23 protein-coding genes and 1 riboswitch (1 of these 24 cut by a window edge) are annotated in these 26,336 nt (G+C 55.0%); of the genes, 14 read left to right on the top strand and 9 right to left on the bottom strand.

Annotated features, from left to right (window positions below):
- The 7 genes from ACZA91_RS04830 to ACZA91_RS04800 all read left to right on the top strand — a co-directional run.
- A protein-coding gene (locus ACZA91_RS04830) for a sulfotransferase family protein (protein WP_463184984.1) crosses the window boundary here: on the top strand, positions 1 to 887 show its 3' portion. 196 nt of this gene lie to the left of the window's left edge; the window shows 887 of its 1,083 coding nt (coding positions 197-1,083); its start codon lies off the left edge, out of view; the stop codon is at positions 885 to 887.
- Positions 888 to 899: 12 nt separating this feature from the next.
- Positions 900 to 2,018: a glycosyltransferase gene (locus ACZA91_RS04825; RefSeq protein WP_463184983.1), complete on the top strand. Its 1,119-nt coding sequence runs from the start codon at positions 900 to 902 to the stop codon at positions 2,016 to 2,018.
- A 149-nt stretch (positions 2,019 to 2,167) separates the two neighbouring features.
- Positions 2,168 to 2,956 carry a sulfotransferase domain-containing protein gene (locus ACZA91_RS04820; RefSeq protein WP_190353985.1) on the top strand — a complete coding sequence of 263 codons (789 nt, stop codon included), beginning with the start codon at positions 2,168 to 2,170 and terminating at the stop codon, positions 2,954 to 2,956.
- A 130-nt stretch (positions 2,957 to 3,086) separates the two neighbouring features.
- Complete coding sequence (locus tag ACZA91_RS04815) at positions 3,087 to 4,445, top strand: four-carbon acid sugar kinase family protein (protein WP_463184981.1); 1,359 nt, start codon at positions 3,087 to 3,089, stop codon at positions 4,443 to 4,445.
- 314 nt (positions 4,446 to 4,759) lie between these two features.
- Positions 4,760 to 5,986 (top strand): pentapeptide repeat-containing protein, encoded by a 1,227-nt coding sequence (locus ACZA91_RS04810; protein ID WP_099535202.1) that lies wholly within the window; start codon positions 4,760 to 4,762, stop codon positions 5,984 to 5,986.
- A 338-nt stretch (positions 5,987 to 6,324) separates the two neighbouring features.
- Positions 6,325 to 7,788, top strand: coding sequence for an Asp-tRNA(Asn)/Glu-tRNA(Gln) amidotransferase subunit GatA (gatA, locus tag ACZA91_RS04805; protein ID WP_099535200.1), 1,464 nt, complete (start codon positions 6,325 to 6,327; stop codon positions 7,786 to 7,788).
- A 33-nt stretch (positions 7,789 to 7,821) separates the two neighbouring features.
- Positions 7,822 to 8,610, top strand: coding sequence for a sirohydrochlorin chelatase (locus ACZA91_RS04800; RefSeq protein ID WP_463184979.1), 789 nt, complete (start codon positions 7,822 to 7,824; stop codon positions 8,608 to 8,610).
- Between the two features lie 214 nt (positions 8,611 to 8,824).
- Here the strand turns inward: ACZA91_RS04800 and tkt are convergent, their stop codons facing one another.
- Entirely contained in the window at positions 8,825 to 10,834 is a 2,010-nt protein-coding gene (gene tkt, locus ACZA91_RS04795; RefSeq protein WP_463184977.1) for a transketolase, read from the bottom strand.
- Between the two features lie 711 nt (positions 10,835 to 11,545).
- A riboswitch (guanidine-I (ykkC/yxkD leader) is annotated at positions 11,546 to 11,730 on the top strand.
- 149 nt (positions 11,731 to 11,879) lie between these two features.
- On the opposite strand from tkt, the gene ACZA91_RS04790 reads away from it, so the two are divergent.
- The 6 genes from ACZA91_RS04790 to ACZA91_RS04765 all read left to right on the top strand — a co-directional run bounded on the left by ACZA91_RS04790 (position 11,880) and on the right by ACZA91_RS04765 (position 17,752).
- Positions 11,880 to 13,058, top strand: a complete 1,179-nt coding sequence (locus tag ACZA91_RS04790) for an agmatinase family protein (RefSeq protein ID WP_099535192.1) — start codon at positions 11,880 to 11,882, stop codon at positions 13,056 to 13,058.
- Positions 13,059 to 13,167: 109 nt separating this feature from the next.
- A complete protein-coding gene (hypA, locus tag ACZA91_RS04785) occupies positions 13,168 to 13,557 on the top strand; it encodes a hydrogenase maturation nickel metallochaperone HypA (RefSeq protein WP_463184976.1) in 390 nt (129 codons plus the stop codon).
- A 306-nt stretch (positions 13,558 to 13,863) separates the two neighbouring features.
- Positions 13,864 to 14,592 (top strand): hydrogenase nickel incorporation protein HypB, encoded by a 729-nt coding sequence (gene hypB, locus ACZA91_RS04780; protein WP_463184974.1) that lies wholly within the window; start codon positions 13,864 to 13,866, stop codon positions 14,590 to 14,592.
- A 230-nt stretch (positions 14,593 to 14,822) separates the two neighbouring features.
- Positions 14,823 to 15,869: an ABC transporter substrate-binding protein gene (locus ACZA91_RS04775; protein WP_463186389.1), complete on the top strand. Its 1,047-nt coding sequence runs from the start codon at positions 14,823 to 14,825 to the stop codon at positions 15,867 to 15,869.
- Positions 15,870 to 15,939: 70 nt separating this feature from the next.
- The gene (locus ACZA91_RS04770) at positions 15,940 to 16,797 is read left to right on the top strand and encodes an ABC transporter permease (RefSeq protein WP_190353990.1); all 858 of its coding nucleotides are present in this window, start codon (positions 15,940 to 15,942) and stop codon (positions 16,795 to 16,797) included.
- 160 nt (positions 16,798 to 16,957) lie between these two features.
- A complete protein-coding gene (locus tag ACZA91_RS04765; protein WP_463184973.1) occupies positions 16,958 to 17,752 on the top strand; it encodes an ABC transporter ATP-binding protein in 795 nt (264 codons plus the stop codon).
- Between the two features lie 83 nt (positions 17,753 to 17,835).
- Here the strand turns inward: ACZA91_RS04765 and ACZA91_RS04760 are convergent, their stop codons facing one another.
- The 3 genes from ACZA91_RS04760 to ACZA91_RS04750 form a co-directional block, all read right to left on the bottom strand.
- Positions 17,836 to 18,009 (bottom strand): hypothetical protein, encoded by a 174-nt coding sequence (locus ACZA91_RS04760; protein ID WP_158234544.1) that lies wholly within the window; start codon positions 18,007 to 18,009, stop codon positions 17,836 to 17,838.
- Positions 18,010 to 18,270: 261 nt separating this feature from the next.
- The gene (locus tag ACZA91_RS04755; RefSeq protein WP_463186388.1) at positions 18,271 to 19,212 is read right to left on the bottom strand and encodes a tRNA (5-methylaminomethyl-2-thiouridine)(34)-methyltransferase MnmD; all 942 of its coding nucleotides are present in this window, start codon (positions 19,210 to 19,212) and stop codon (positions 18,271 to 18,273) included.
- Between the two features lie 125 nt (positions 19,213 to 19,337).
- Complete coding sequence (locus ACZA91_RS04750) at positions 19,338 to 19,700, bottom strand: response regulator transcription factor (protein WP_099535178.1); 363 nt, start codon at positions 19,698 to 19,700, stop codon at positions 19,338 to 19,340.
- 329 nt (positions 19,701 to 20,029) lie between these two features.
- Between ACZA91_RS04750 and ACZA91_RS04745 the strand changes: the two genes are divergently transcribed.
- Positions 20,030 to 20,320 (top strand): hypothetical protein, encoded by a 291-nt coding sequence (locus tag ACZA91_RS04745; protein ID WP_143473179.1) that lies wholly within the window; start codon positions 20,030 to 20,032, stop codon positions 20,318 to 20,320.
- A gap of 7 nt (positions 20,321 to 20,327) precedes the next feature.
- Here the strand turns inward: ACZA91_RS04745 and ACZA91_RS04740 are convergent, their stop codons facing one another.
- From ACZA91_RS04740 to ACZA91_RS04720, 5 genes are all read right to left on the bottom strand, one after another.
- Positions 20,328 to 21,596 (bottom strand): response regulator, encoded by a 1,269-nt coding sequence (locus ACZA91_RS04740; protein ID WP_463184971.1) that lies wholly within the window; start codon positions 21,594 to 21,596, stop codon positions 20,328 to 20,330.
- Between the two features lie 224 nt (positions 21,597 to 21,820).
- Positions 21,821 to 22,363: a chemotaxis protein CheW gene (locus ACZA91_RS04735; RefSeq protein ID WP_099535171.1), complete on the bottom strand. Its 543-nt coding sequence runs from the start codon at positions 22,361 to 22,363 to the stop codon at positions 21,821 to 21,823.
- 1,185 nt (positions 22,364 to 23,548) lie between these two features.
- On the bottom strand, positions 23,549 to 24,484 hold the full coding sequence (argF, locus tag ACZA91_RS04730) for an ornithine carbamoyltransferase (RefSeq protein ID WP_190529111.1): 936 nt from the start codon (positions 24,482 to 24,484) through the stop codon (positions 23,549 to 23,551).
- Positions 24,485 to 24,772: 288 nt separating this feature from the next.
- Positions 24,773 to 25,264, bottom strand: coding sequence for a Crp/Fnr family transcriptional regulator (locus tag ACZA91_RS04725; protein ID WP_099535169.1), 492 nt, complete (start codon positions 25,262 to 25,264; stop codon positions 24,773 to 24,775).
- Between the two features lie 275 nt (positions 25,265 to 25,539).
- The gene (locus ACZA91_RS04720; RefSeq protein WP_463184969.1) at positions 25,540 to 26,205 is read right to left on the bottom strand and encodes a HEAT repeat domain-containing protein; all 666 of its coding nucleotides are present in this window, start codon (positions 26,203 to 26,205) and stop codon (positions 25,540 to 25,542) included.
- Positions 26,206 to 26,336: the final 131 nt, after the last annotated feature.

Genomic DNA, 26,336 nt, shown 5'->3' with positions numbered 1-26,336 from the left:
TTCAACGCCGAATTTTGCAGGAGCGATCGCCTGCGAATGATCTGGGTTGGCCAGATTGGGGCTGGACGGAAAGCGAGCAGCTCAATTTACAAAATCTGGATGCTTATCTGCCGGATGCTAAAGCTTTAATTGCCAGTCGATCGAGTCAAGGATTGTGGGGCTGGAAAGACCCAAGAACAACGCTGCTCTTAGATTTTTGGGCTGATTTATTGCCCAATGCTCGCTATCTGCTGGTGTATCGGTTCCCTTGGGATGTGGCAGATTCAGTGTTGCGAGTTAATCATCCAACATTTGTGGCAAACCCCGATTATGCGCTACGAAGTTGGTATGTTTATAATCGATCGCTCCTGCGTTTTTATGAAAAACATCAAGACCAAAGTTTACTGATTAATGTCAACGCTTTTTTAGAAAACCCAGAAACTGGGCTAAAACTACTACAAACTAAGCTGAACTTAGCTATTCAAGCAGATCAAGCTGAACCCGAAGTTCTTTCTCAAATTTTTGACCCTAAACTGTTTGCAAGCTTGGGTTGGGATTACCCGCTGGCGCGATCACTCTATACAATTGCGCCGCGATACTTTTCACTCTTAAAAGCCTTGGATCAAGCAGCGGATCTATCCAGTTCTATGCCGAATTGGGTCACTGTTGCGCCCAGTATTGATGACAATCCACCGATTTATGACGGTGTACCGCCAGAACGTGCTGTGTTGGCCCTGCATGGTTGCTTGATTCAGAATAATTTTCGCCATCAACAGGAAATGCATCAACTATCTCAGCAGTTTGCGGAAAAACTAGATCAGACGCAAGCGCAGCTCAAAACGGTTGAGCAATCTAAAGGTTGGCGGATACAGCAAGCTTTGAAACGTCTGAAAGCCAAGTTTGTGTAGGGCGATTAGATCATGAACTCAGGTATGCCTCAACAGGAATTCGTGATTCCTACGGTTGTTGAAAAGCCAGTGCTGTTATCTGTGGTGATTCCCTGTTACAACCATGGCGAATTTCTGAATGAGGCGATCGCCAGTGTGGAAAGCTGTGGCGGGAGTCATTGGGAAATTATTGTTGTGAATGATGGCTCAACGGATCCACTGACTCTTGAGCAACTCTCAGTTCTTAAAGCTCAGGGCTATCAAGTTATTGACCAGGAAAACCAGGGTTTATCGGCAGCCAGAAACTGTGGAATTCGAGCAGCAAAAGGTTGTTATATTTTGCCCTTGGATGCGGATAATTGTGTCAAGCTTCCATACCTGACTCGGGCGATCGAACTGTTAGAGCAACATCCAGACGTGGGTGTTGTTTATGGCAACCTAGAGCGATTTGGAGCCGAGTCTGGGTTGGTACAAGTGCCTCGATTTTCAGTGGATTTGCTGCTGCGCGGTAATGCGATCGATGCCTGTGCGGTGTTTCGTCGCTCAATCTGGTCAGACATTGGCGGTTATGACTCCAAAATTCCCGATCAATTGGGCTATGAAGACTGGGATTTTTGGCTTAGTATTGCTGAACGGGGCTGGCAGTTTTTGCACTTGGAAGCGGTGGGGTTTGCCTATCGTTGTCGCCCGGCTTCGATGGTCACTGGTTGCAATATTCCCGAGCAACGATCGCGCCTGTTTGAATATATTTGTGCCAAACATGCCAAGCTTTACGCAACACATTTTCCAGCGGTATTTGCGGGCAAGGAGGCGGAAAGACTAGCGGCGGTGATTGAGTGTGAGCGACTGCAAAATGATTTGTTGGATGTTCAAGAGGCGTTAACCTTAGAGCGCGATCGACTGCAACAGTTGCGCGATCGCCAAGTCAGTCACCTGGCTGAGTTAGCTGAGTTGCGACAATCGCAATCGTTTCTGAAAGCAGAACTCGATCGCCTGCTTGTACATTGTGCGGCTCAGTCAGAGCAAATTCAAGCGCAACAAATGCAACTTCAGCAAATGTCTACCACCCTCGAATCAACCCGAATAACGGCACAAATGTCCTGGTGGCAACGGCTTAAAAGACGGCTTAAACGTGGTCTAATGCTTAACTAGTTTTGGGTTGATTTTTGATCAATTTTTGACCAATCAATTCTTTGAAGAGTCTATTCATTAACTCAAAGCTGATTGCCAGGTTGAAATCAGAAAAATTCCTAACTCATCAACCATTTCAGTCACAAGTAGTTTCAAGAAACTAGTTTAGTATGAAGCCTAGCTTTTTAATTATTGGTGTGCAAAAGGGAGGAACCACTTCTCTGTATCAATATTTGCTGCAACATCCTCAAATTCAATCGGCAGCAACTAAAGAAGTCCATTTCTTCGATTTGCAGTGGAACCAGGGAATTGATTGGTATCTGCAACAGTTCCCTGCCAATTCAGAACCTCATGAAATGACTGGTGAAGCCAGTCCCTACTATATTTTTCATCCTTTGGTGGCTCAACGGGCTTGGGAATTTGATCCAAGCTTAAAAATTATTGTTCTATTACGAAATCCAGCCGATCGCGCCCTATCCCACTACTACCATGAGGTGCGGTGGCAGTTTGAATCTTTGGACTTGGAAGCGGCTTTGAATGCGGAATCGGAGCGCTTGGCTGGCGAAGCCGATCGTTTTCTATCTGATCCAGCCTACCAAAGCTATGCCTATCAGCATTACAGCTATGTGGCTCGGGGACGCTACGCCGAGCAGCTCGAACCTTGGCGATCGCGCTTCGGATCTGATCAACTGCTGATTCTGAACAGTGAAAAATTCTACCAGCATCCCCAAGGAACCCTGGCGCGAGTTGTGCAATTCCTAGGATTACCAGCCCATGAGTTTTCAGGATTTACTAAATATAATGCTGGTGACTATCCCACTCCGGATCTCGTGATTTATGAGCGCCTTAAATCACGATTTCTTGAAGCCAATCAAGATCTCAAGCATTACCTAAAGCAGCATTTCCCAGAAACTTGGCAAGCTGAGTTTGCTAATCAATCAGATTGGTTAATTGAATAAGACCCATTAAAAGCTAATCACCAGCTCAGAAATTTAAGCTCTAGCATCATCTTGCTGCAAAGCGTGATTTTCAGGACTATTGCAGGCAAAATAGAAAGGTTGTCTTGCGATTTTCCCTGAGCGAACCGCAATGTCTAGCGCCTCTCCCTCTGACCAGACCAAAGCGCCCAAAATTATTGTTTTGGACGATGACCCAACGGGATCCCAGACGGTTCATAGTTGCTTGCTGTTAATGCGTTGGGATGTGGAAACCCTTTGTTTGGGGTTGGAGGATGCGTCGCCAATTGTATTTGTGCTGACTAATACGCGGGCTTTGACGGCGGAGGCGGCCGACGCGGTGACGCGGGAGGTTTGTCGTAATTTGAAGCAGGCGATCGCCCAAGTGGCGCTGACGGATTGGCTGGTGGTGAGCCGATCGGACTCAACCCTGCGTGGCCACTACCCCGTGGAGACCGACGCGATCGCGGAGGAGTTGGGGCCCTTTGATGCCCATTTTCTCGTGCCGGCCTTTTTTGAAGGGGGTCGCATCACCCGCGACACTGTGCATTACCTGAAGGTGAACGGTGTGGATACCCCCGTCCACGAAACGGAATTTGCCCGCGATTCGGTGTTTGGTTATCGCCACAGCTACTTGCCGGATTACGTGGCGGAAAAGACGGCGGGGCGCATTCCCGCAGACCAGGTGGAGCGGTTTCAATTGGCCGATTTGCGCGGCGATCGGCTGACCCTGGAGCAACGACTGCAAGCCTTGACCGGGAATCGATGCTGCGTGGTGGATGGGGAAGTGCAGGCCGATTTAAATCAGTTTGCGGCGGCCCTGTTGTCTCAGGCAAGCCAGGGGAAGCGATTCCTGTTTCGATCGGCCGCTAGCATCCTGACGGCCTTAGCGGCTCTGCCACCCCAGCCGGTGGCCGCTGAAGCGATGGCCCAGTATGTCCGAGACGGGCGATCGGGAGTGGCGATTGTGGGTTCCCATGTGCGCAAAACCACCGAACAGCTTCAGCAATTGCTGGCGGAGCCGGGGGTGGTGGGCATTGAAGTGCCCGTGGCAGAACTGCAAGGGCCCGATCTCGCTGCCATTGCCGCTAGCCTGTGCGATCGCGCGTTGACAGAGGTGCGGCGGGTGCGTGCTGATGGTAAAACACCTGTGATCTACACCAGCCGCCAGGAGCTGACCTTTGAGACGGTGGACATTCGCTTGGAATTCGGGCAAGCAGTCTCAGCCCTGCTGATGGCGATCGAGCGGGGGCTGCCGGAGGATATTGGTTACCTCATTAGCAAAGGGGGCATTACCTCCAACGACACCCTCAGCGACGGTTTAGCCTTGCGATCGGCCCGACTGCTAGGCCAGATCTTGCCCGGTGTTTCCGTCGTCAAAACCGCCGACCATCATCCCCAATTTCCGAACTTGCCTGTGGTTTTATTCCCGGGCAATGTGGGCGATGCCAATGCGCTGGCATTGGTCTATCGCCGCCTCAGCCAAATTTAGTGCAATTTCTCGGTCTGAGCGATTGCTGTTCAATCACAGTTCAGTAACTGCTCAGTAACTGCTCAGTGACTGCTCAGTGACTGCTTAGGTGCTGTTCGGCTTTTGCGCGATCGGTCGCGCTAGCCCAGATTTCCTCGCCCATGACTGGCGATTGAAGGGGCCCGACCCACCAACAACGCCTCGGAGCACTGAAGTACAACAGAAAAAGAATCAGGAGGTTTAAATTTGCCTCAAAACCCTGAAATCTCTTTGAAATCCCCCGATCCCATCCTTTTGCAATTGCCATCGACGATGATCCGACTGAGGAGGACACCTTGACTGACAATCCACGGCTTGCCCTGATTGAACGGATCGCCACCGCGAGACGTGAGTGGCGCTGGGCTAATTCTGAGCTGGTGCATTTGGAAAAAGGGGTGAACGCTTGGAACCACTGGCGCTCTCGTCAGTCGGAGGCGAAACCCGACCTCAGTGGCATTGATCTGCGCGGTGTGGATCTCAAGGGGGTGAACCTGAGCCATGCCAAGCTAATTCGGGCAGATCTCTCGGGGGCAGACTTAACCGGGGCCAACCTGACCGGGGCGGATTTGGGCCAAGCAAACTTGACCCGGGCCAATTTGCAGGGAGCGATCTTGGTCGATACGGATTTGATTTGGGCCAAGTTGGTGGAAACCAATTTGCGCAAGGCTGATTTGCGGCGATCGAAGCCGATCGAAGCGGAATTTATCGGGGCTGACCTCAGCGAAGCGAGCTTGGCCGATGCCAAACTCAGCCGCGCCAGTTTTATGGATGCGGTGCTTTGTCGGACGGATTTCAGTCGATCAAAGTTGCTGGAAGCCAACTTTAGCGATGCCATCTTGGCCCAGTGCAGTTTTGCCGATGCCATTTTGATTGGGGCGGATCTGTGGCGTGCCCAGTTAACCGGCGCGAATCTGACCAGTGCGACCTTGACGGGAGCCAAGCTGAATAAGGCTGATTTCACCCGAGCGAATCTGTCTTCGGCGGATTTGACGGAGGTGGAAGCAAGGGGCGCAAGGTTCATGGGAACGGTGCTGACGGGGGCTTGCATCCAAGGCTGGGAAATTGATTCTGAAACGTCCCTCAGTGACGCGGTTTGCGATTATCTGTACCTGACGAGGGGCGATCGCCTGCCGGAAGGAACCCGATCGTTCATGCCCGGCGAATTTGAGCAAACGGTTCGCAACGAGCTGATGGCGATCGAGTGGACTTTCCCCCAGGGAATTGACTGGTCTGCTTTTGTGAGTGCCTGTCAATCCGTGAGTGCGGTGAATCCCGACTTACAGTTGGGCTTACAGTCTTTTGAGCAGCGGGCCAGCGGAGAGCTGGTTGTGCGGCTGGATGCCACGGGGGCGCGCGATCGGGCGGCGGTGTTCCAGCAACTGCGCACGGCCTATCAGGCGGCCCTGCCTTCTCCCAAGCCTTCCGCCAAGGGAGCACCCCCGGAACAGGAACCCAGTTGCCATAGCCTTTGGGCGATCGCTCAAACCCTGTCGCGGGTGCAGCATCTGCCCATGGTTCCCTAGGGGCGAGGTTCCCTAGGGGCGAGATCGGGGCGATCGATCCCTGGTTGCCCACCTCCCCAGGGCCGAAATGGAGAAACCACCCGCAGAACCCCCTTTGGGGCCAGGGGGTTCAACAATGGTTTGGTATCCTAGAGACGGCCATCTGTGCAGTCGTCCTATTTTTCCCATCGATTATTGTCAGAATGTTGCCCAGCGGATCTTGTTAACCTCCTAATCAGATCTGGTTTATGGCGCAATTGATGACCCGAATTGATGCAATTGGGCGCTGTGCCGCTTGCCTAATCCATCCGAAAGCCTGAGAATTTTGCAGCCTTTCTACGCATCCTGAAGCATTCCCAATGGCATCCATCCGCGAGCTACACCAACAACTCGTTCGCAAAGAGCGCTCGGCCGTCGAGATCGCCCGCGAAGCGCTTGACCACATTGCCCAGACCGAGCCACGGGTGAAGAGTTTCTTGACCCTCACGGCTGATTTGGCCCTGGAGCAAGCCCAGCGTGTGGATGCCAAAATTGCAGCGGGCGAGTCGATCGGCCCCCTAGCTGGCATCCCGATCGCCATCAAAGACAACATGTGTACGCGCGGCATTCGCACCACCTGCGCGTCCAAAATGTTGGATAACTTTGTGCCGCCCTACGAATCCACCGTGACCCAAAAGCTCTTCGATGCGGGAGCGGTGATGGTCGGCAAGACCAATCTGGATGAGTTTGCCATGGGCAGCTCCACGGAAAACTCCGCTTTCCAAGTGACAGCGAACCCCTGGGACTTGGAGCGCGTGCCCGGTGGTTCCTCCGGTGGGTCGGCGGCGGCCGTTGCAGCAGGTCAATGCCTGGTCTCGATCGGTTCTGATACCGGTGGCTCCATCCGTCAGCCCGCTGCCTTCTGTGGCGTGGTTGGCCTGAAACCCACCTATGGCCTGGTGTCCCGCTATGGGCTGGTGGCCTTTGCCTCTTCGCTGGATCAAGTCGGGCCCTTTGGGCGATCGGTGGAAGATACGGCCCTGCTTTTGGGGACGATCGCGGGTTATGACCCCAAAGATTCCACCAGTTTGAATGTGCCGATTCCCAACTATGCCAAAAGCCTGCTTCCGGATTTCCGCCCCAAGAGCAAGCTAAAGGTAGGGGTGATTCAAGAAACCTTCGGTGCTGGCCTGGACGCGGAAGTGGAAAAGGCCGTTGAAGATGCCCTGAAGGTGCTTCAGGAGCTGGGTGCTGAAATTGAGGTGGTCTCCTGCCCCCGATTCCGCTACGGGCTGCCAACCTACTACATCATTGCGCCGTCGGAAGCTTCAGCGAACCTGGCGCGTTATGACGGGGTGAAGTATGGTTTCCGGGCCCCCGGCGAGAACCTGCTCGAGATGTATGAAAAGACCCGCGCCGCCGGATTTGGCTCCGAGGTCAAACGACGGATTGCGATCGGGACCTATGCCCTGTCAGCGGGTTACTACGATGCCTATTACCTGCGGGCCCAAAAGGTGCGCACCCTGATTAAGCAAGACTTTGAGCGAGCTTTTGCAAGGGTGGATGTGCTGATTTCGCCCACGGCCCCAACCACGGCCTTCAAGGCGGGTGAAAAGACTGATGATCCGGTGTCCATGTACCTGTCGGATTTGATGACAATTCCGGTGAACTTGGCCGGCTTGCCTGCCCTGAGCTTGCCCTGTGGCTTTGATCGCAACGGGATGCCGATCGGGATGCAAATCATTGGCGATGTGCTGCGGGAAGATTTGGTGCTGGAAGTGGCCCATGCTTATGAACAGGCAACTCACTGGCATGTGAAACGACCGGAGATCGCCCCCGACTAATGACGCTTCGTTTAGCGGTTTTCGACAGACTCCATGGGCTATCCCCGATCGATTAACGATCCTTCGCGACCGGTTTTGCGTGCTGTGGTGTTAGTAGCCCATGGCAGTCGCGATCATCGTCCCCGTCAAGCGGTGGAGTTGTTGGCGAGTCGGCTTTCGGCAACGCTGGCGGCGGCCAACGTGCGATCGATTGTGGCTGTGGCCCAGTTGGAGGGGGCTAGCACGCCGCTGCATCAACAGTTAGTGGGGTTCGCCCAACGCGCGCGATCGGCCGGGGCGGTGCGGGTGGAAATCATTCCCCTCTTTTTGTCGATGGGAGTCCATGCCATGGTGGATGTCCCCGAGGAAGTGGCCTTAGCAACCCAGAGTATGGGGCCCCAATGGGGCGATCGATGGCAGCTCTATCCCCCCCTGGGCGTATGGCCCGGCTTAGATCGGGTCATGACGGAGGAGTGGCGCAAGGTGGCGGTGGAGTTGCCGCGCCGGGCTTGGGTGCTGGTGGCCCATGGCAGCCGGAACCCGCTGGGCAATCAATTGGTGGAACAGTTGGCGGAGCAACTGGGCATCACGCTGGCTTACTGGGCGATCGCCCCAACGCTGCTCGATCGGCTCACGGAGTTTGCCGCTGCCGGCCACCGGGCGATCGGCATCTTTCCCTATTTCCTGTTTGCCGGTAGTCTCACCGATGCCTTATTTGAGCAGGTATATAGCTGGCAGCGCGATCACACCGATGTGGATGTGCAATGGCTGGAGCCGATCGGCCCGGCGGCCTCCTTGGTTCGGCTCATGGCCAGTCAGTTGCTCGATGACCTCAACGACTGAACGCTTTTCTTGGGAAAGCAATTCCTTGAGGAACAAAGTCCAAGCAACCAAAAACAAGACCAAAACGCGAAAAACAAAATCGGGCTAGCCACAAGGACTAACCCGATTGTTTGTTCAAAAAATAAATTGTCGAACGAGATTCAGTGGTCTGCCGGGTCACAAGGGGCCGTGACCCCTTGCAACCGAACATCCAAGCTGAGCGTTGGTGCGGGGATTAGCCGAGCAGGGCCTTAGCCTTATCCAACACGTTCTCGACGGTGAAGCCGAACTTCTCCATCAGCACGCCACCGGGAGCCGAAGCGCCAAAGGTGTCCGTCCCGATCGAAGCGCCGGCCGAACCCACGTAGCGGGCCCAACCGAAGGTCGTGCCAGCTTCCACCGACAACCGCTTGGTGACGGCAGCGGGCAGCACCGATTCCTTGTATTCGGCGCTTTGCTCTTCAAACAGCTCCATGCAGGGCATCGACACCACGCGCACCTTGCGGCCAGCAGCGGTCAGTTGCTCGGCGGCGGCGACGCAGAGGCTGACTTCCGAACCAGTACCGATCAGGATCAGCTCGGGCGTGCCTTCGCAATCGGCGATCACGTAAGCACCTTGGGCCACCTTGTCAGCGCTGGAACCGGCCAGGTTGGGCAGGTTTTGGCGAGTCAGGGCCAGGGCACTGGGGCGCTTGCGGTTAGCCACGGCCACCTTGTAAGCACCGGAGGTTTCCGTGCCGTCGGCGGGGCGCAGGGTCAGCAGGTTGGGAATGATCCGCAACGAGGCGATCGTTTCCACGGGTTGGTGGGTCGGGCCATCTTCACCCAGGGCGATCGAGTCGTGGGTCAACACGTAGATCACACCGGCTTCCGCCAGGGCCGACAGACGCATTGCGCCGCGCATGTAGTCGGCGAACACCAGGAAGGTGGCGCAGTAGGGAATCAAGCCCGAGTTGTGCAGGGCGATGCCGTTGCAGATGGCGGCCATGCCGTGCTCGCGCACCCCAAAGCGGACGTTACGGTTTTCGTAAGCGCCCTTTTGGAAGTCGCCGGAGCACTTCAGTTCGGTCAGGTTGGAGTGGGTCAAGTCCGCCGAACCGCCAATCAGTTCGGGCAGCTTGGGGGCGATCGCATTCAAGCAGATTTCCGAATGCTTCCGGGTTGCCACCGCCTTGTCAGCGGGAGTGTAGGTGGGCAGATCCGCATCCCAACCTTGGGGCAGTTCACCGCGCAGCAACCGCTCAAATTCAGCGGCATCGGCAGCGTACTGGGTCTTGTATTGGGCGAAGATGCTGTTCCACTCGGCTTCCAGGCTGGCACCGGTTTCGATCGCCTTCTTCGTCCAACCCTCAGCCACTTCGGCGGGCACTTCAAATTCGCCATAGCTCCAACCCAAGCTTTCGCGGGTCAGCTTCACTTCGTCGGGGCCCAGCGCCGCACCGTGTACGCCAGCGGTGTTGGCCTTGTTGGGCGAACCGTAGCCGATCGTGGTGGTGACCTTGATCAGGGTCGGCTTGTCGGTGACGGCCTTGGCTTCCTCGATCGCCTTCGCGATCGCGGCCAAATCCGTGTTGCCGTTGGTCACGTGGATCGTGTGCCAGCCATAGGCTTCAAAGCGCTTGCTGACATCTTCGGTAAAGGAAATATCCGTGTTACCGTCGATCGAAATGTGGTTGTCATCGTACAGCGCGATCAGCTTGCCCAAGCCCCAGTGGCCAGCCAAGGAGCAAGCTTCACCGGACACGCCTTCCATGTTGCAGCCATCGCCCAGGATCACGTAGGTGTAGTGATCGACGATCTTGGCATCGGGCTTGTTGAATTTGGCAGCCAAGTGGGCTTCCGCAGCGGCCAAGCCCACAGCGTTACAAATCCCTTGACCCAAGGGGCCGGTGGTAACTTCCACGCCGGGGGTTTCGAAGTTCTCGGGGTGGCCGGGCGTGCGCGATCCCCACTGACGGAAATTTTTGATGTCTTCAATGGTCACGCTGTCATAGCCCGTCAGATGTAGCAGCGCATACTGCAACATACAGCCGTGGCCAGCCGACAATACGAAGCGATCACGGTTAAACCAGTTCGGATTCTTGGGATTGAAACGGAGGAACTGATTCCACAGCACATAGGCCATGGGAGCCGCGCCCATCGGCAGACCGGGGTGACCCGAGTTCGCCTTCTGAACGGCATCGATCGCCAAAAAGCGAATGGCATTAATAGACAGTTCGTCGAGGGATTGGGTAGCGACAGCCATACTTGCTCGAACTCGTTCGACTGGAGAAGGTGAGTGGGGGACAGCGATCGGCGCGCGCCGCGATCTCAAGAAACAGCTAAATCCCGGGGTGTAGAGCGCGCGTCGCAGTAGGCAGATGGACTACGACCGCCCGAGTTAGCCCCTACACTATCTCACCAGAGGGGAATGGGAGCAAGCAGACCGTGGAATTGCTACATGGGGAAGTCTTTGGGAGCCTGAGTGGGGCCCCGGAGTGATTAAGAAAGGTGTGATGACGGGGCGATCGGGACGGAAATTGACCCAGGCAGTGGGCGATCGACCAATTGATTAACCCGCTCAATTAACCCGCGAATTTTCTAACCCGCGAATTTTCATTAATTTGCATCGGTTAACCGGCGCTTATAACCGGTGCTTAAGCTGCGCCGTGCCTAAGCCGCCTTGGGGAAGCACTCAAGAACGTCTTCATGGCCGATCGCTTCAGTGGGTGAGGCTGTGGGTGGATAGATCGGGAGGGGAGCTGATGGATTTGACGATGGATTTAGCGTTGAGGAGGAGGGTGGTGGGCCATGATTTTTCATGCAGCGAGATGATTCTTAATTGACTGGTAACCTTTGTTGTCATTTTGAGTTGTTATTTTGAGTTGCGATCGGGCTAGTTAATTTGCATCCCGTAGTGGGGGATACAACTTTTGGGTTGGCTTTTGCCTAGGGTATGTTTGAGGGTAAGCTAAACATACATGGCTTCTAGGGTTCCGGCAGCTTCCAGGTAATTCCAAAAGAATTTCAGATCGCTGTGACTGGTCCGAGAGAAGCAAGCTGATGACTCAGTGGCGTGACCAGTGGATTTATCCCCAATTCTCTGGCCTTGAAAACCAGCTTTGAGCATCAGCTACACGGCGGGATAAAAGCCCGGGAGGTCAAAGGCACATCGCGTGGATTGCCTGGAACCCCCGGGCTTTGTAGTTCGGATTTTCGGGAAGTTCGCGCAGGTGACCTCAGCCGAATGGAGCGATCGATTCGGCCCCATTTCCGTAGTCATTTGCAAACCCAAACCCCCATCGCGATCGATGAGTATTTTTGAACGTCCCAACTATCAGGGTGGCGAATCCGAAGCAAAACGTGCCTTGGATTTAGAAGCTCGGCTGCCCATGACCGGCTGGCAGCAGGAAGTAGATCAGGCCCTGCGGTTTGGTTTGGAAGCCGCCGACAGCATCAAAGACCGGACAATTTCGACCTTTTCCCGGGGAGAATTGCCGCACTATGCTGGAATTAATACCTTCATGAAAGCGCCCTACCTGGAAGATGTGAACCAGGTGGGAAATTATGACGTGGCCATTGTGGGCGTGCCCCACGATTCCGGCACAACCTATCGCCCCGGAACGCGGTTTGGCCCCCAAGGAATTCGGCGTATTTCGGCTCTTTACACGCCCTATAACTTTGAGCTGGGCATTGATTTGCGGGAACAAATTACCCTCTGTGACGTGGGGGATATTTTCACAATTCCCGCCAACAATGAGAAGTCTTTTGATCAGATTTCTAAGGGAATTGCCCACATTTTTGCATCGGGTGCGTTCCCGATTATTTTGGGCGGTGACCACTCGATCGGCTATCCCACAGTGCGGGGCGTTTGTCGCCATTTGGGGGACAAAAAAGTGGGCATTATCCACTTCGATCGCCATGTGGATACCCAAGAAACCGACCTCGATGAGCGGATGCACACCTGTCCTTGGTTCCACGCCACCAACATTCAGAATGCGCCGGCCAAGAACCTGGTGCAGTTGGGCATTGGCGGTTGGCAAGTGCCGCGCCAAGGCGTGAAGGTTTGTCGAGAACGGGCCACCAACATTCTGACCGTGACGGATATCACGGAAATTGGGCTAGACGCGGCGGTGGATTTTGCCTTGGAACGCGCCTTGGACGGCACCGATTGCGTTTATATCAGCTTCGATATTGATTGCATTGATGCGGGGTTTGTGCCGGGAACGGGCTGGCCGGAGCCGGGCGGTTTGCTGCCTCGGGAGGCGTTGTATCTGCTGTCGCGGATTATTCGCCAAGCGCCGATCTGTGGCTTGGAGGTGGTGGAGGTGTCGCCGCCCTACGACATCAGCGACATGACTTCCCTGATGGCAACGCGGGTGATTTGCGATGCGATGGCGAATTTGGTGCTGTCGGGACAGTTGCCGCGCCGGGAAAAGCCGTCCTATATCCATGAGGAAGCGCAGATTTTTGAGGATGGCTGGTCTTAGTGGCCCTGACGTTTTTGGGGACTGGTCATGAACCTCAGATATCTCGCCCAGTACCTGAGATCTCAACCCAGTGCCAGACCTCTAACCCAGTTAAGGAATAGGTGCGCCCATGCATGAAGTCGATATGACCCGATCGCTCGTGTTGACGTTGCGGGATTGGTGGGAGTCCCAGCCCGATCGCCCGCAAATTTCGCGGGTACATCTGCGGGTGGGAGATTTCACCTGCGTGGAACCGGCGGGACTGGTGTTTGCCTTCGATGCTTATCGAGAAGGGACATTTCTGGCGGCGGCGGAGTTGGTGGTTGAGTCGGTGCCGTTGGTGGCCTTTTGCCACGCTTGCCAAACGGAATATCGGCCGGAGATGGGTTTGCACTACGCCTGTCCCACCTGTGACGCACCGATGGAGGACATTCGATCGGGTCGGGAGCTGAAAATTTCCCACATTGAATATCAGAACGCCCATCAGGAAACCCAAACCGATCGCTGGGCTGCGGCCTAGTAACGCTTCCGAGGGGAGCGCTGCGGTGGCGGTGGCGGATCCCCTCCGGAGGGACGGCATTGAAACGGCTGATCCCAATGTGGTTTAACGCCAATCCACCCTGAGCGGCCGTTTCTGGCGATCTCGAATGCTGGTGTTGCTAGGTCTGGCTATTTTTGGGCGATCGGGCTTTTGATCCTGATTATTGGTTTTCCTTTTCATTGCCTGATTTCTTGCCTGATTTCTTGCCTGATTTCTTGCCTGATTTCTTGCCATTTTTTTGTTTTGCTGTCGTTTTGCTGTTGCTTGCCCTAGGAGTTGATTGCCATGCACCAAACCTTTGACGCGGCCTTGGAAATGAACCTGCTGCACGCAAACCAAGCGGGGGCAGACCACAACCGCGAGCATTTTGACGAGTGGGGAATCACTTGCCTGAATGTGATGAGCAGCCCCGGAGCAGGGAAAACCTCCCTGTTGGAGGCGACCCTGAGCGCGTTGCAATCGGAGTTGGCGATCGCGGTCATTGAAGGGGACATGACCACGGAACTGGATGCCGATCGACTGCGGCGGTGTGGCGTGCCGGTGGTGGCGATCAATACGGGGCGATCGTGCCATCTGGATGCGCGGATGGTTTCTGGGGGCATTCATCAGCTCAAGACGTTGGTGGATCCCCAAACGATCGATTTGGTTGTGGTGGAAAACGTTGGGAACTTGGTTTGCCCCGCCGAATTTGAGGTGGGGGAACATGCCAAGGTGGCGCTCCTGAGCGTCACGGAGGGGGAAGACAAGCCCCTGAAATATCCGGTGATGTTTCGGGAGGCCGATTGCTTGCTGATCACCAAAACGGATTTGGCCCCCTATTTGGAGGTGGATCTCGATCGAATCATGGCCAACGTGCGGCAAATCAACCCAGGGGTGGCAATTTTCCCGGTTAGCGCCAAAACCGGCGAAGGGTTAGCCGATTGGTTGAACTGGGTGCGCCAGGCCACGGGGCGATCGATCCAGCCGGCCACGACTCAACCGGGCGATCAGGTCGCCACCCTGGCCACCGTCTAAAACCTTGCAGGGCAGTTCTTCGGAATTGCCCTGTGTTTTTTGGAGGGTAAGGATTGAGGCAATCTTGTTTGCTCAACTTCTGGTTCTGGAGCCGATGGTTTTGAGTTCCCTCGTTTTGGGTTCCCTAGTTTTGAATTTCTCATCTTTCTGTCCATTCACGAAAACTGTCCATTCACGAAAATCCTCCTGAAAGCCCCTGAAAGCCTATGAATGCCCTCAAGCTGAATGCCCTGAAACGTCGTCGATTGCTCAGTTGGTTGGGCTGTTTTTTGGCCGCCCTGTTTCTGTCCATTAGCTGTGCGCCCGCGCCTGACTCCGGTGGCAGTTCCAACGGCACTCCCGGCAGCACCACCGCCCCGATCGTCCGGATGGGTTTTAGCGTTTGGCCCGGTTGGGTTCCTTGGCAGGTGACCCAAGAAGCCAAAATCTTCGATCAAAACCAAGTCAATGTGGATTTGAAATGGTTTGACGGCTATTTAGATTCAATTAACGCCCTGAATGCGGGGCAGTTGGATGCCAATGCCCAAACCCTGAACGACACGATTAGTTCTTTGGCCGCTGGGGCCGATCAGGTGATTGTTTTAACCAATGACAACTCCACGGGCAATGACAAAATTATTGTCAGTGCTGAGATTAAAACAATTGCTGATTTGAAAGGAAAACGGGTTGCCGTTGAAGAAGGAACCGTTGACCATTTCCTATTGCTCTTGGGTTTGAAAAAAGCTGGCTTGGCTCCGGAAGATATTCAAATTCAGCCGTTGGAAACTGGCGCGGCGGCGGCAGCTTTTGTGGCCGGTCAGGTGGATGCGGTGGGCGTTTTTGCACCCTTCACTACGAAGGCCTTGGAGCGACCCGGCAGCCGTGAACTCTTCAGTTCTCGAGACTTTCCGGGAGCCATTTCCGATCACCTAGCAGTTAGCCGCAAGCTGGTGGATGAGCAACCGGCAGCCGTGCAAGCTTTGGTGGATAGTTGGTTTGCCACGCTGGATTACATTAAGCAAAATCCCGAGAAATCCTACAGCATCATGGCTCAACGGGCGGGAGTTTCCGTTGAGGAATATCGGGAATATGAAGCAGGAACCAAGATCTTTACCCTGGAGGACAATTTGAAGGCCTTTCAGCCAGGAAATGATCGCTCTTCGTTGGTGTTTGCTGCCCAAGAAATTTCGGACTTTTTAACCAGTTCTGGATTGGCAAAATCGAAGCCGAATCTGAACAAACTCTTTGACGATCGCTTCGTGAAGGCCTACGCCGCCAAACGCCAACCGGCAACCTAGGGCGAGCCCGTCATCTGCTGCCCGATCGCCCCTTTCATGGCCCTGCAAACTCACCCTCTTTCCTCAGACCATGACTTCCCATGTGCCCATTCCCCACAATCCGCCCCTAGTGCGCGATCCGGGGCCCGCTCGGATGCTGCGCCCCAGCACCTTTTGGACGATCGCCGATCCGATTCCGTCCCGGCTCAGTTGGTTGTTGATGGGGTTGTCGATCGGGGTGCCCTTGGTGCTGTGGTGGCTGCTGGCCAGCACGGGCTGGGTGCGGCCCCTGTTTTTGCCCTCTCCGGCCCAAGTGGTGGGGGCGATCGGGCAGCTTTGGAACAGCGGTGCATTGCCCAAGGATATTCAATTTAGTTTGATGCGGATTTTGGGTGGGTTTGCTCTGGCCACGGTGATTGCAATCCCCCTGGGCACGTTGATGGGCACATTCGCCAGCATTCGATCGCTCCTGGAGCCGATCGTGGGCATTGTTCGCTACATGCCTGCCACCGCCTTCATTCCGTTGTTGATTTTGTATTTCGGCCTCGGAGAAGTGCCCAAAATTCTCTTGGTTTTTATTGGCACACTCTTTTTCAATACCTTGATGGTGATGGACTCGGTGAAGTTTGTCCCCAAGGAAATGATTGAAGCCACCTATACCTTGGGCGGCAACCGATTACAGGTACTTTTTCAAGTCATTTTCCCTTACATCACCCCCGGAATCATCGATACCTGCCGGGTGAATATGGCGGCGGCTTGGAACTTGGTGATTGTGTCGGAATTGGTGGCGGCTACGGAGGGCTTGGGACGGCGAATTAGCGTGGCTCAACGCTTTCTGAAAACCGACGAGATTTTTGCGGGCTTGATTGTGATTGGCTTAATTGGCTTGGCGATCGATATTTTGTTTCGGATGTTTTTGCGCTTTTCCTGTCGATGGGCGGTGAAATAATCCCACAAATAGAAAAAACAGTCATCCCTCGATCAAGCTAATTTGAACTGAGCGCGGAATCAATGGGCACAGTAATCGCTCGATCGAATTGATTGGAATTGATTGGAATTGAACGCGGAATTCATGAGCACGGGATCAATGAGTACGGAATCAATGAGCAATGCATCTAGAAGTCAAGCATTTGTATAAGCAATTTGTCACCCGTCGCGGCCCGGTGGTCGCCCTCAAAGATATTAATTTGCATGTGGAAACGGGTGAATTTGTCTGTGCGGTGGGTGCGTCCGGATCGGGAAAATCCACCATGCTGCGAATTGTGGCGGGGCTGGAGCAACCCACGGCGGGGGATGTGTTGGTGGATGGGCAGCCGGTGACGGGGCCGGGAGCCGATCGGGGCATGGTGTTCCAAAGCTACACACTCTACCCCTGGATGACCGTTGAGGAAAATATTGGTTTTGGGTTGAAGTTGCAGGGGGCCCCGATCGCCGATCGCTACGAACAGTCCCGGTACTACATGGATGTGGTGGGATTGTTGCCCTTTGCCAAGGCCCTGCCCAAGGAGTTGTCCGGTGGGATGAAACAGCGGGTGGCGATCGCCCGGGCCCTGGCTTCCCAGCCAAAGATTCTGCTGATGGATGAACCCTTTGGGGCGCTGGATGTGCAAACCCGCGAGTCGATGCAGGGGTTTCTGCTGGAACTGTGGCGCAATACGGGCACTACTATTTTGACCATCACCCACGACGTGGAAGAGGCGGTGTTTCTGTCGCAGCGGGTCTATGTGATGAGTGCGCGGCCGGGCACGATTCGCCGAGAGTTATCGATCGAGCTACCGGCGGAACGGGATGAGGCCCTGCGGCGATCGAGCGCTTTTCAGGACTATCGCTACCAAATTTTGGATCTGTTGCGACAGACGGAATCCACCGCTCCAGAACTGACAGCCCCACCTCAGTCGGCCTAGGTTTTAGGCGACGGGGTGCGCTCTGGGCTAATTAATTCCCAAACTTGGACAAATTTGGGCAGATTTCGGCCACCGCGCCATGTTCAAGACTCATCCACAATCCGAAAGCCCAGGATGCCCATGCCTAAAACCCCAACAAAGTAAACCATGACCGCCAGCACCGGACTCAGCTCCCACAGGAAATGCGTCAAGGCATAAAGCAGCGGAGTGAGCAGCAGCAGCGCCAAGAAAATTTCAGGAAGCTTCAAATAATCCATAGACCAGATCGTTACCTATCGTCGCAACGTCGTTCAACCAGACTAATGCAACTCTGTGGCGGATCAGGATTTCCGCACGGGTGTTGTTCGATTGTGCCAGTGGCTCTCTGGGGCTTGAGCGGGCTGGCGGTGAACTGATGGGTTAAATAACTGATGGGTTAAATGATTTTGGATATTTGGTGCAATGCCTGGCGCGATGAATGCCTGGTGTGATTAATGCTTGGTGTGATTAATGCTTGGTGTGATTAGTACTTGGCGTGATTAATGCTTGGCGCGACAATCGCCAAACCAGCGACGCTTCCAGCGGGATGTGGGTTCAAGGGGCGATCGCGCCTGTTCTTGGTTTTTGCGATCGAGGATCGTTGCCGCATCGTCGGTCAAGTGGGGATCGCGGTAGGGCACGGCGGCCTTGGTTTGCAAATGTTCTTGTTCTTGGGCTGAAAGGGGCGGTAAATCTAAGGGCACAAAGGCCGCCACAGTTCCGGGCCAGCGCCGGCCAAAGGGAACCGTAGCCCCCAATTGCAACCCCGCCGCCAATAGGGCCGATCGCACCGCCGCCGCGCAGGAATAGGTGGCCAAGCGGCCGTCGGGAGCCAAGCAGCGGCTCACCATTCCCAAAAATTCCACCGTCCACAGTTGCGGACAGCGGGGTGGTGAGAAGGGATCCAAAAACACCGCATCTGCCCGAAAACCCCGATCGAGGACGGGCCGTAAGGTTTGCCGCGCATCCCCCCACAGCAGTTGCCCGCGAAATTGGGGGGTTGGCGATGGGCTGGTGATTAATTCCGGGGTGCTGAATTTTGGAGTGACAGAGGCCGGAGCCGGCCAAGCCGCTTGCCCCTGTTCTGCCAGATCGGTCAACAATTGGGCGATCGCCCCGAGGATGGGTTCCGCCAACCCCAACGCTGCCCCAGCCGATTGCGCCGTGGCCAACAGGTAAGGCAAAGCCGCCCTTGTGGCCACTGGATCCAGTTCCAGACCCACCCACTCCACCGCACAGGCCGGATTGAGGGCCCAGAGGGCGGTGAGGGCGGCCGCCGTGTTGTAGCCCAAGCCATAGCAGATATCCAGAATCCGAATCACCGGTTGACTGGTTGCCCGTTGGGGTAAATGGGTGGGTTCCACAAACTTACTCAGCGCCTCTTGCCAGGCCCCTTGGCGGCTGTGGAAGGTTTCGCCAAACCGCTCTGAGCGAAAGGTCATAGACCCGTCCGCTGTGGGTTCGATCGACAAATTGCCATTTTCAGCCGAGACCCAATCGATCGCCCCTTCAACCACCCTGGAATTCATCCTGCTCGATTACCGATTTCGCAAGTCAACGCAATCCGCTAGGGCACAAAGCGCCGCACCGTTTGCATCAGCTCATCTGGATCGACTGGCTTTCGTAAATAGGCATTGGCCCCCAACATCGTGCCCCAGGTTTTGTCTACGTCCGTTCCCTTCGTGGAACAAATCACAACGGGAATGCTTTTGGTGGCTTCGCTTTGCTTCAGTTGCCGACAAATTTCAAAGCCACTTTGACCGGGCAAAATCACATCGAGAACAATCAAGGCGGGCTTTTGGGTGTCCAAAACCTTCTGGGCTTCTTCCCCGCTGCCCACGGCCACCACCGTCAAACCAGCGTCTTGCAGATATCGAATCATCACGCCGCGATCGGTCGGGCTATCTTCAACAACCAAAATCGTTTGCATAGGGAGAAGGCTGAGAGGAGGAGTTTGAAAGGATGATGCTTCGTTAACTTGGAGCCAACCCTGAGTGTCAACTCCGAGTCAATTCGTCGTCAACTTGGGGCTAACTTGGGGCTGACTTTGGGCTAACGCTGGACTAATTCTGAGTCAATTTTCGGTCAATGATGAGTCGAAAAACAGAGCCAATCCAACAGAGTAAACAGCGGTGAACAGAATAGATAGACTAAGCAGAAAAGCATCAGTCAAGCAGCAAATTTGAATTGCTAACGCTTGAATGGCGATCGACCCAATGATGATCGACCCTCATCCCAATTGGAGAGCAAATCTCCATCGTGCATTCTAAGCGTTTACTGCGAGGGGTCAAGGGATTGATTCACGATGGAAACCTGAGTCATTTCATGGCCCAGAATGGGGCAGGAATCGCGAACCTTCTGCCTTTTCAGGCATCGAAAATTGCTTGGCGGTGGAGTCAGCATGGGACATGGGGGGCGAAACAACAGCAAAAATCGAGAGGGGATGGGGGCGAGACCGTGCCAAATTGGTTCAAAAAATTTCAAAAAACAGAGATTTCAGGCATTGATCAGCCAAAAGTGCTGAAAAGCGAGCTTTTTAGCTCCAAATGAGCAATTTTTAGCCCGTTTTGGGGTTCAAGCTGGCAGCCGTTGCCCCAGCGGGACTATTCACCGGAGCGGTGGCGGCGCTCAGATATTTTTGAATCAGGGTCAAAATTTTTTCGGTTTCAACGGGTTTGCTGACAAAATCCGTGGCTCCCACCACTTTGGCCCTGACGCGATCGATGATGCCGTCACTGCCGGTCAGGATGGCGATCGGGATATCCCGAAACAGGGCCACCCGCCGAATTTGGGCACAAATTTCGTAGCCATTGGCCACGGGCATAATCAAATCCAGAAAGATCAGTTTGGGCTTGCGCTCCAGCAGCACCGTGAGCGCCTGGGTGGAATCCTGGATGCAAAGGGGAACATAGCCTGCCTGTTCAATGATTTGGCTCATGGCTGCACAAACCTGGGGGCTGTCGTCAATGCAGGCGATGGTGGCGGCGGTGGCGGTGGTGGCAGCGGCGGGGGTGGGGACTGTTTGGCGGCGATCGCTTGATCGACCGTTGCCCTCTGCTCCCGGCGTGGGAAGCACCACCAAGGATGGCAAATCCTCGATCGGGTGCAGATCAATAATGTTGCGGCGAATGTAGGGAACCAGCGATCGGGTAATGGTGGGCACGTCCTTCCGCATCAGCACCGCCAGATCGCGGACGGTGCGTTGGCCATCGATCGCCAAGGCCAGTTTTTGATAAACCTCCGGGGCCAGCCGTTCCCGCAACTGATCCGTGCTGCGAATGGCCAAGGCCCAGTCGGGATGAAAATCGCCCAGTTGGGCTTCTTGCCAAGCAGCCCAGGCCTGGGCCGCTTCCGTAATTGCCGCATGGCTTTTCACCGTCACCGAAGCCATCTTCAGCACGTCCAGGGGGTCGTAGGGCACTTCAGTTCCCACTTGCACCGCGCCGCCGGTTTGCCAAAGCAGATCAAACACCGCCTCGGCAATCACCCCATTCACCACCTGGCAAAACAGTTCCTGGGACAGAACACGGCGGTGCAACAACACCATTAACAGACTGTAGTTTTGGGCCGCAAAAGCATCCCCTTCCCGCAGTGCAAAGCGCTTTTGTTTGATGCTGGGACAGACGGCCTGCAACAGGCGCAGGGTGCGGCGGTTATCGCTTTTGCCGTCATCGACCCAAAACAAACGACCGAGACAGAAAAAGAATGACCAACGTTGTTGATTGCCTTTGGTGGGAACTAGGGTGATTTGACCGGTGAACTGTTGCTGTCGGTATCGATCGAGCGATTCATTCAGGGTGTTGGGGGTCGCATCGTCTGGAGTCATGGTCAAAGTTGGGGTTGGCGGGCCAAGCGCACAGGGGCGATGTTATGGAAGAGTCATGCGGTTATGGTTGGTCTCATGCACCCGATCGAAATTGACGATCAGAATCGAAATTATAAAAATTATCGAAAATTAACGATTCCGATGGTCAAAATTGACGATCACGATTGATTCCACGATCGAGCAATGAATTGAGCTGGCGTTTGCCGGTCCGGTTTGCTGATGTCTCAACTGGCTGAGCCTGGGGAGCCGGAAGCTGTTGTGCCCATGACGCTGTTGGCTTGGTCGAGGGCCTGGGGCAGGCTGAGCAAGAAGAGGGTGCGTGGGGTGGTGTCTGGAGACAGCACGACGGCACATTGGGCCAAGTGAGCCAGGGGCGATCGCTCAAAGCGGGCCGGCAACGGCAGCACCTGATCGCGCGGCAGGTCGATCGAGTCCGGTGGCGAATCCGTGGGCAGTCCACAGAGCGTGTTTCCCGATCGAGCAATCACGAGAAATTGGCCCATGCCCTTGGGCGATCGTTCCGGACAATCCAGCAGCAGAGCCAAGTCCAGCACCTGAATAAGCTGACTGTCGATGTAGACCAAGCCCGATCGACTCCAATCACCATTGTCCAGCGGCGGACAGTGCGTCACCTTCAGCACCACCGCCATCGGCAGCGCGAACTCATACCCACCGGAGCGAAAGCAAATGGCCCGAATGGTGGGTAACTCTCGGGCACGGGAGCGGCCGGAAGCCGCCGTGGGCCCCGTCAAATTAGTTGACAGCATCGTTCCGTTCTTCTCCGTTGCGCCATCGCCTTGGGGTCTAAAGACTCGATCGCCCAGTGGTCAACCCTCATCACCCGTCGCCCGATCGAGATTCCAAAGGAATCATGATCGATTGCGGCTTGGGCGATTGGTTGGATTGATCACGATCTTGACCAACGATTAGGAAATCCACCGCTAGCCCTCTCAAGTCAGGCAATCTTGAGTTAACCAATCCGGTCAACGTTGCTTAACTATTCACCCTACTTTTACCCTACCCAAAACAGCAATCAATTGAATCGCCTTTTGAGATAGAAATTTGCCAGTCCCTAGCCCTTCCTGGGCAGCTTGGGTTAAACCAGGAATCGCTCGCATTTGACCAGAATCTTGGCGTGAATGGGTTGACTGGTGAGCGCTTGGGATGGATCAGACTCCTACCGCGAACCGTTGAGAAAAGTCTGCGTAGTTTGATGTATGCAATGATGCCAACTTGACCATAATTCACCGAAAAACTAAGAAAGGCACATGCAAAACCAGACCTAAATGCTCAAAGGTAAAGTTTTGAAAATTGCAATGCACCCCAAAGCAAAATTGACTGTGATGAATTATTGTGGCTGGTTTTTTGGGCTGATCTCCTTGGAATTTTCCGCAACCATTTCTCCTCACTTTCCTGGTTGATTTGAATCGGTCAGCATCAACCAGCATCAACTGGGAGTAGCTTGGAGCGGTTTGGATTGATTTTTGCCTGATTCGGGCGAGTTTGTCAGAGCAAGCGATGAGCCTTTAAGTCCATTCTAGGCAGATTCTTGATCGAGATACAAGCACTGAGAACCGCGACAGAATCATGGCAAAATTTCAAAAAACCGTTGAAGATTGCACAAAATCAGCCAATAGCAACCGTATGGCTCCCTGAACCTCCGGGGAGAGGCCAGGGCAGCCCAGGACGAGGCTGGCGGTGCGGCCTCACGATCGACTCCAGGGCGATCGAGTGGGGCTGGGCTGGTCATCTCCGGGATTATTTCTGAATTTTAAGTATTAAAAATAACGTTAACTTTCTCCGGGCTGAGTCCTGTGAGGAAGTCGATCGACCCAGGGAGTTAACCGAGGCGATCGGGTGAGGCGATCGACCCAGGCGATCGGTTGAGGCATTTAATCCGCCATGAGTCCACGGGGCTGCACCCCAACCGATCGGCCTCAGGAGGTCATTTCCTAGGCATCGGGGCCCAAAATGCTGACCAACAGGGCTTTTTGCACATGCAGCCGATTTTCGGCCTGATCCCAAACCCGTGATTGAGATCCCTCGATCGCCCCATCGGTGATTTCCTCGCCTCGGTGTGCGGGCAAACAATGGAGCACGATCGCCTCCGGATCCGCCTTGGCCAGCAGATCTTCATTGAGCTGATAGGGAGCAAATAGGCTCTTGCGGGCTTCCGCTTCGTCTTCTTGGCCCATGCTGGCCCACACATCGGTGTAGAGCATTTGGGCCCCGGCCGCCGCCGCGATCGGATCCGTGGTGACCACAACACTGGCGCGATCGCCCGCCAACTCGATCGCCCGCTGCACCATTTGTCCATTGGGTTCATAGCCCGGCGGCGTGGCAATCCGCACATTCACCCCCGCCATGGCACAGGCCATCATCAAGGAATGGGCCACATTGTTGCCATCACCCACATAGGTCACCGTCAGGCCCGCCAAAGTGCCAAAGGCCTCCTGCACCGTCAGCAAATCTGCCAAGGCCTGACAAGGGTGGGCCAAATCGCTGAGGGCATTAATGACCGGCACGCCGGAATAATCCCGGAAGGTTTCCAAGTCCGCTTGGTCAAAGGTGCGAATGGCCATCACATCCAAGTAGCGCCCCAGCACCCGCGCCGTATCCTCTAGGGGTTCCCCTCGGCTCACTTGGGTCACCATCGGGTTCAGGTCAATCACTTGGCCGCCCAGTTGATACATCGCCACCGTGAAGCTAACGCGGGTGCGGGTTGAAGCTTTGGAAAACAGCAGACCAAGCACTTTGTTGCAAATGGGCGTGATCGTCCCAGCTTTGAGCTGTGCTGCCAGAGACAGCAACGCTTCTAATTCATCGCGATCAATATCCGCCAGACTCAGGAAACTGCGCCCTTTAAGTTGTGCTGGGATGGCATCCATAAAACGATATTCCCAAGAAATTTGGAGTTGGGTGATGGGGCTTGGTACGGGGCTGTTGTGATGGGGCGATCGGGCCAGGGCAAGCAGCCAACAGCCCAGGAGCCACGGCCAACCCAAGGGGCTGGCTCCCGCTGTGCCGTCGCCAAAGGCCAGTCTCCCGATCGAGCCGCGTCCCGGAAAGCTCCAATCCTACTACTAGGCGTTGGTGGAAACAGCGTCGAAATGCACTGCTTTTGGGGGCTGTCATCTGAAATATGGACTGCGATCGCCTGTTTTGCGATTGCCGGTTTAAAGAAAACTCCATTCGCCAAAGAGATTGTGGGTTGTGCTTTGGATCTCCGCTTGGTGACCATAAAAGTCCACAACCTTTTGGGTCATGTGGGCGGCCCGCTCGGCAATGGTGGAAGCCAAATGGAGGGTGACGATGGCACAGGCCGCATCGCCGCCATAGAGCCGGGCCCGCAACGTGTTGAACCCAATGGCGATCGCGGAAACGTCCGTGGCCGTGGTCACATTGGCGGAACTCAGCTCGCCACTGAAAAAACTAATTTCGCCCAAAATCGTGGGAGCTGACAGCACATTCAGTTCCCGTTCACCCAAGTCAGTGTTTAAGGTGATGCGAACCTGACCGCTGGATAGGAAGAAGATGTGGCTGCCGGGTTTCCCCTGGTGAATGATGGTGCGATCAGCTGGGATGGTTCCCGACTGGCAGGAGGAGAGAAATCGCTGAAACTGTTCAGCGGTCAGGTCTCGGAATGCAGGAAAATCGCGAAAATTCATCTTCGCTCACTCGGCGGCCCCTGAAGATTTCCCATAGTCTATCCCGGGGGCCAAAGGGGCAAGGCTACGGTTGCGACCGTTCAATTGAGTGGTTTTTGACCCGCAGCCTGTGGATGGGCCAATGGGCCTGTGGGTTGCGGGTCGTTAACTCGCTAGTTAACTTGCTAGTTAACTCATGGATGGTTAACGGTTGGTTGTTAACTCATGGATGGTTAACGAGTGGTGATTAACGGTTGGTGGTTAACGGGTTCCTAACGAAACGATCGCATGATGGGTCAGCCCTTGGCCGCCAACTGCTCGATCGCCCATTGGGCCCGCAGCCGCACCACGAGATCCGTATCAGCAGTCGCCCGATCGCGTAACAAACCTAACACGCGATCGCCCAGCGTCGGTTGCGATTGCGCCAGCCCCTCCAGCCCCGCGATCGCCGCATAGCGCACCACCCATTCCAAATCCGTTGCATTCACCGTCAAGACCGCCAACACCCGATCGCGTGCCATCGGCACTTGCTCCGCCGCCATTCGTGCCCAATGCAACGCCCCCAACCCTTGGGCCGCCGCCCGCCGCACGCTGGGGGCAAAATCCGTTTCAGCCGCCGCCAACAACAGTTCCAAAGCCCGAGGGTCGGCAATTTGGGCCAGCGCTCGCAAGGCCCAAGCCCGCGCCGTGTAGTTATAGCCATCCACCTGGGCCAAAATTGGCTCCACCGCCGTTTCCCCCAGGGCCACCAGCCCTTCCACCGCTGCCACCGCCGCTCCGGGGTTGTTGTATCCCAGCACGGCCATCAGGGTAGGAATCGCCGCCGGATCCTGGGCTGCCGCGAGCGATCGCACCGCGCCAACCATCTTGGCCACCGAGTCCGCCTCATCCACCGCCCGGATGAGTTGCGACAGATCAGGAGACAAATCCGAAGACAGCTCAGGGGAAGGGGCGATCGACATGGGTATAGCTCCGTTGGAATTGAGTAACTGTTGTTTTGAGTGACTGTTTTTTAAAAATTGGGATTTTTTGAAATTGGGATTTTTGAAAATTGGCTTTGAAATCAACAACTTGAAATCAACAACTTGAAATC

The organism is Limnothrix sp. CMB-01, from assembly GCF_055193175.1.
The sequence above is the reverse complement of the archived record's forward strand: the minus strand, read 5'-3'. Positions and strand labels throughout refer to the sequence as shown.

Coding starts and splice junctions, on each gene's coding strand:
- ACZA91_RS04825 (WP_463184983.1), top strand. CDS start 900: ATGAACTCAGGTATGCCTCAACAGGAATTCGTGATTCCTACGGTTGTT.
- ACZA91_RS04820 (WP_190353985.1), top strand. CDS start 2,168: ATGAAGCCTAGCTTTTTAATTATTGGTGTGCAAAAGGGAGGAACCACT.
- ACZA91_RS04815 (WP_463184981.1), top strand. CDS start 3,087: ATGTCTAGCGCCTCTCCCTCTGACCAGACCAAAGCGCCCAAAATTATT.
- gatA (WP_099535200.1), top strand. CDS start 6,325: ATGGCATCCATCCGCGAGCTACACCAACAACTCGTTCGCAAAGAGCGC.
- ACZA91_RS04800 (WP_463184979.1), top strand. CDS start 7,822: ATGGGCTATCCCCGATCGATTAACGATCCTTCGCGACCGGTTTTGCGT.
- tkt (WP_463184977.1), bottom strand. CDS start 10,834: ATGGCTGTCGCTACCCAATCCCTCGACGAACTGTCTATTAATGCCATT.
- ACZA91_RS04790 (WP_099535192.1), top strand. CDS start 11,880: ATGAGTATTTTTGAACGTCCCAACTATCAGGGTGGCGAATCCGAAGCA.
- hypA (WP_463184976.1), top strand. CDS start 13,168: ATGCATGAAGTCGATATGACCCGATCGCTCGTGTTGACGTTGCGGGAT.
- hypB (WP_463184974.1), top strand. CDS start 13,864: ATGCACCAAACCTTTGACGCGGCCTTGGAAATGAACCTGCTGCACGCA.
- ACZA91_RS04770 (WP_190353990.1), top strand. CDS start 15,940: ATGACTTCCCATGTGCCCATTCCCCACAATCCGCCCCTAGTGCGCGAT.
- ACZA91_RS04765 (WP_463184973.1), top strand. CDS start 16,958: ATGCATCTAGAAGTCAAGCATTTGTATAAGCAATTTGTCACCCGTCGC.
- ACZA91_RS04760 (WP_158234544.1), bottom strand. CDS start 18,009: ATGGATTATTTGAAGCTTCCTGAAATTTTCTTGGCGCTGCTGCTGCTC.
- ACZA91_RS04755 (WP_463186388.1), bottom strand. CDS start 19,212: ATGACCTTTCGCTCAGAGCGGTTTGGCGAAACCTTCCACAGCCGCCAA.
- ACZA91_RS04750 (WP_099535178.1), bottom strand. CDS start 19,700: ATGCAAACGATTTTGGTTGTTGAAGATAGCCCGACCGATCGCGGCGTG.
- ACZA91_RS04740 (WP_463184971.1), bottom strand. CDS start 21,596: ATGACTCCAGACGATGCGACCCCCAACACCCTGAATGAATCGCTCGAT.
- ACZA91_RS04735 (WP_099535171.1), bottom strand. CDS start 22,363: ATGCTGTCAACTAATTTGACGGGGCCCACGGCGGCTTCCGGCCGCTCC.
- argF (WP_190529111.1), bottom strand. CDS start 24,484: ATGGATGCCATCCCAGCACAACTTAAAGGGCGCAGTTTCCTGAGTCTG.
- ACZA91_RS04725 (WP_099535169.1), bottom strand. CDS start 25,264: ATGAATTTTCGCGATTTTCCTGCATTCCGAGACCTGACCGCTGAACAG.
- ACZA91_RS04720 (WP_463184969.1), bottom strand. CDS start 26,205: ATGTCGATCGCCCCTTCCCCTGAGCTGTCTTCGGATTTGTCTCCTGAT.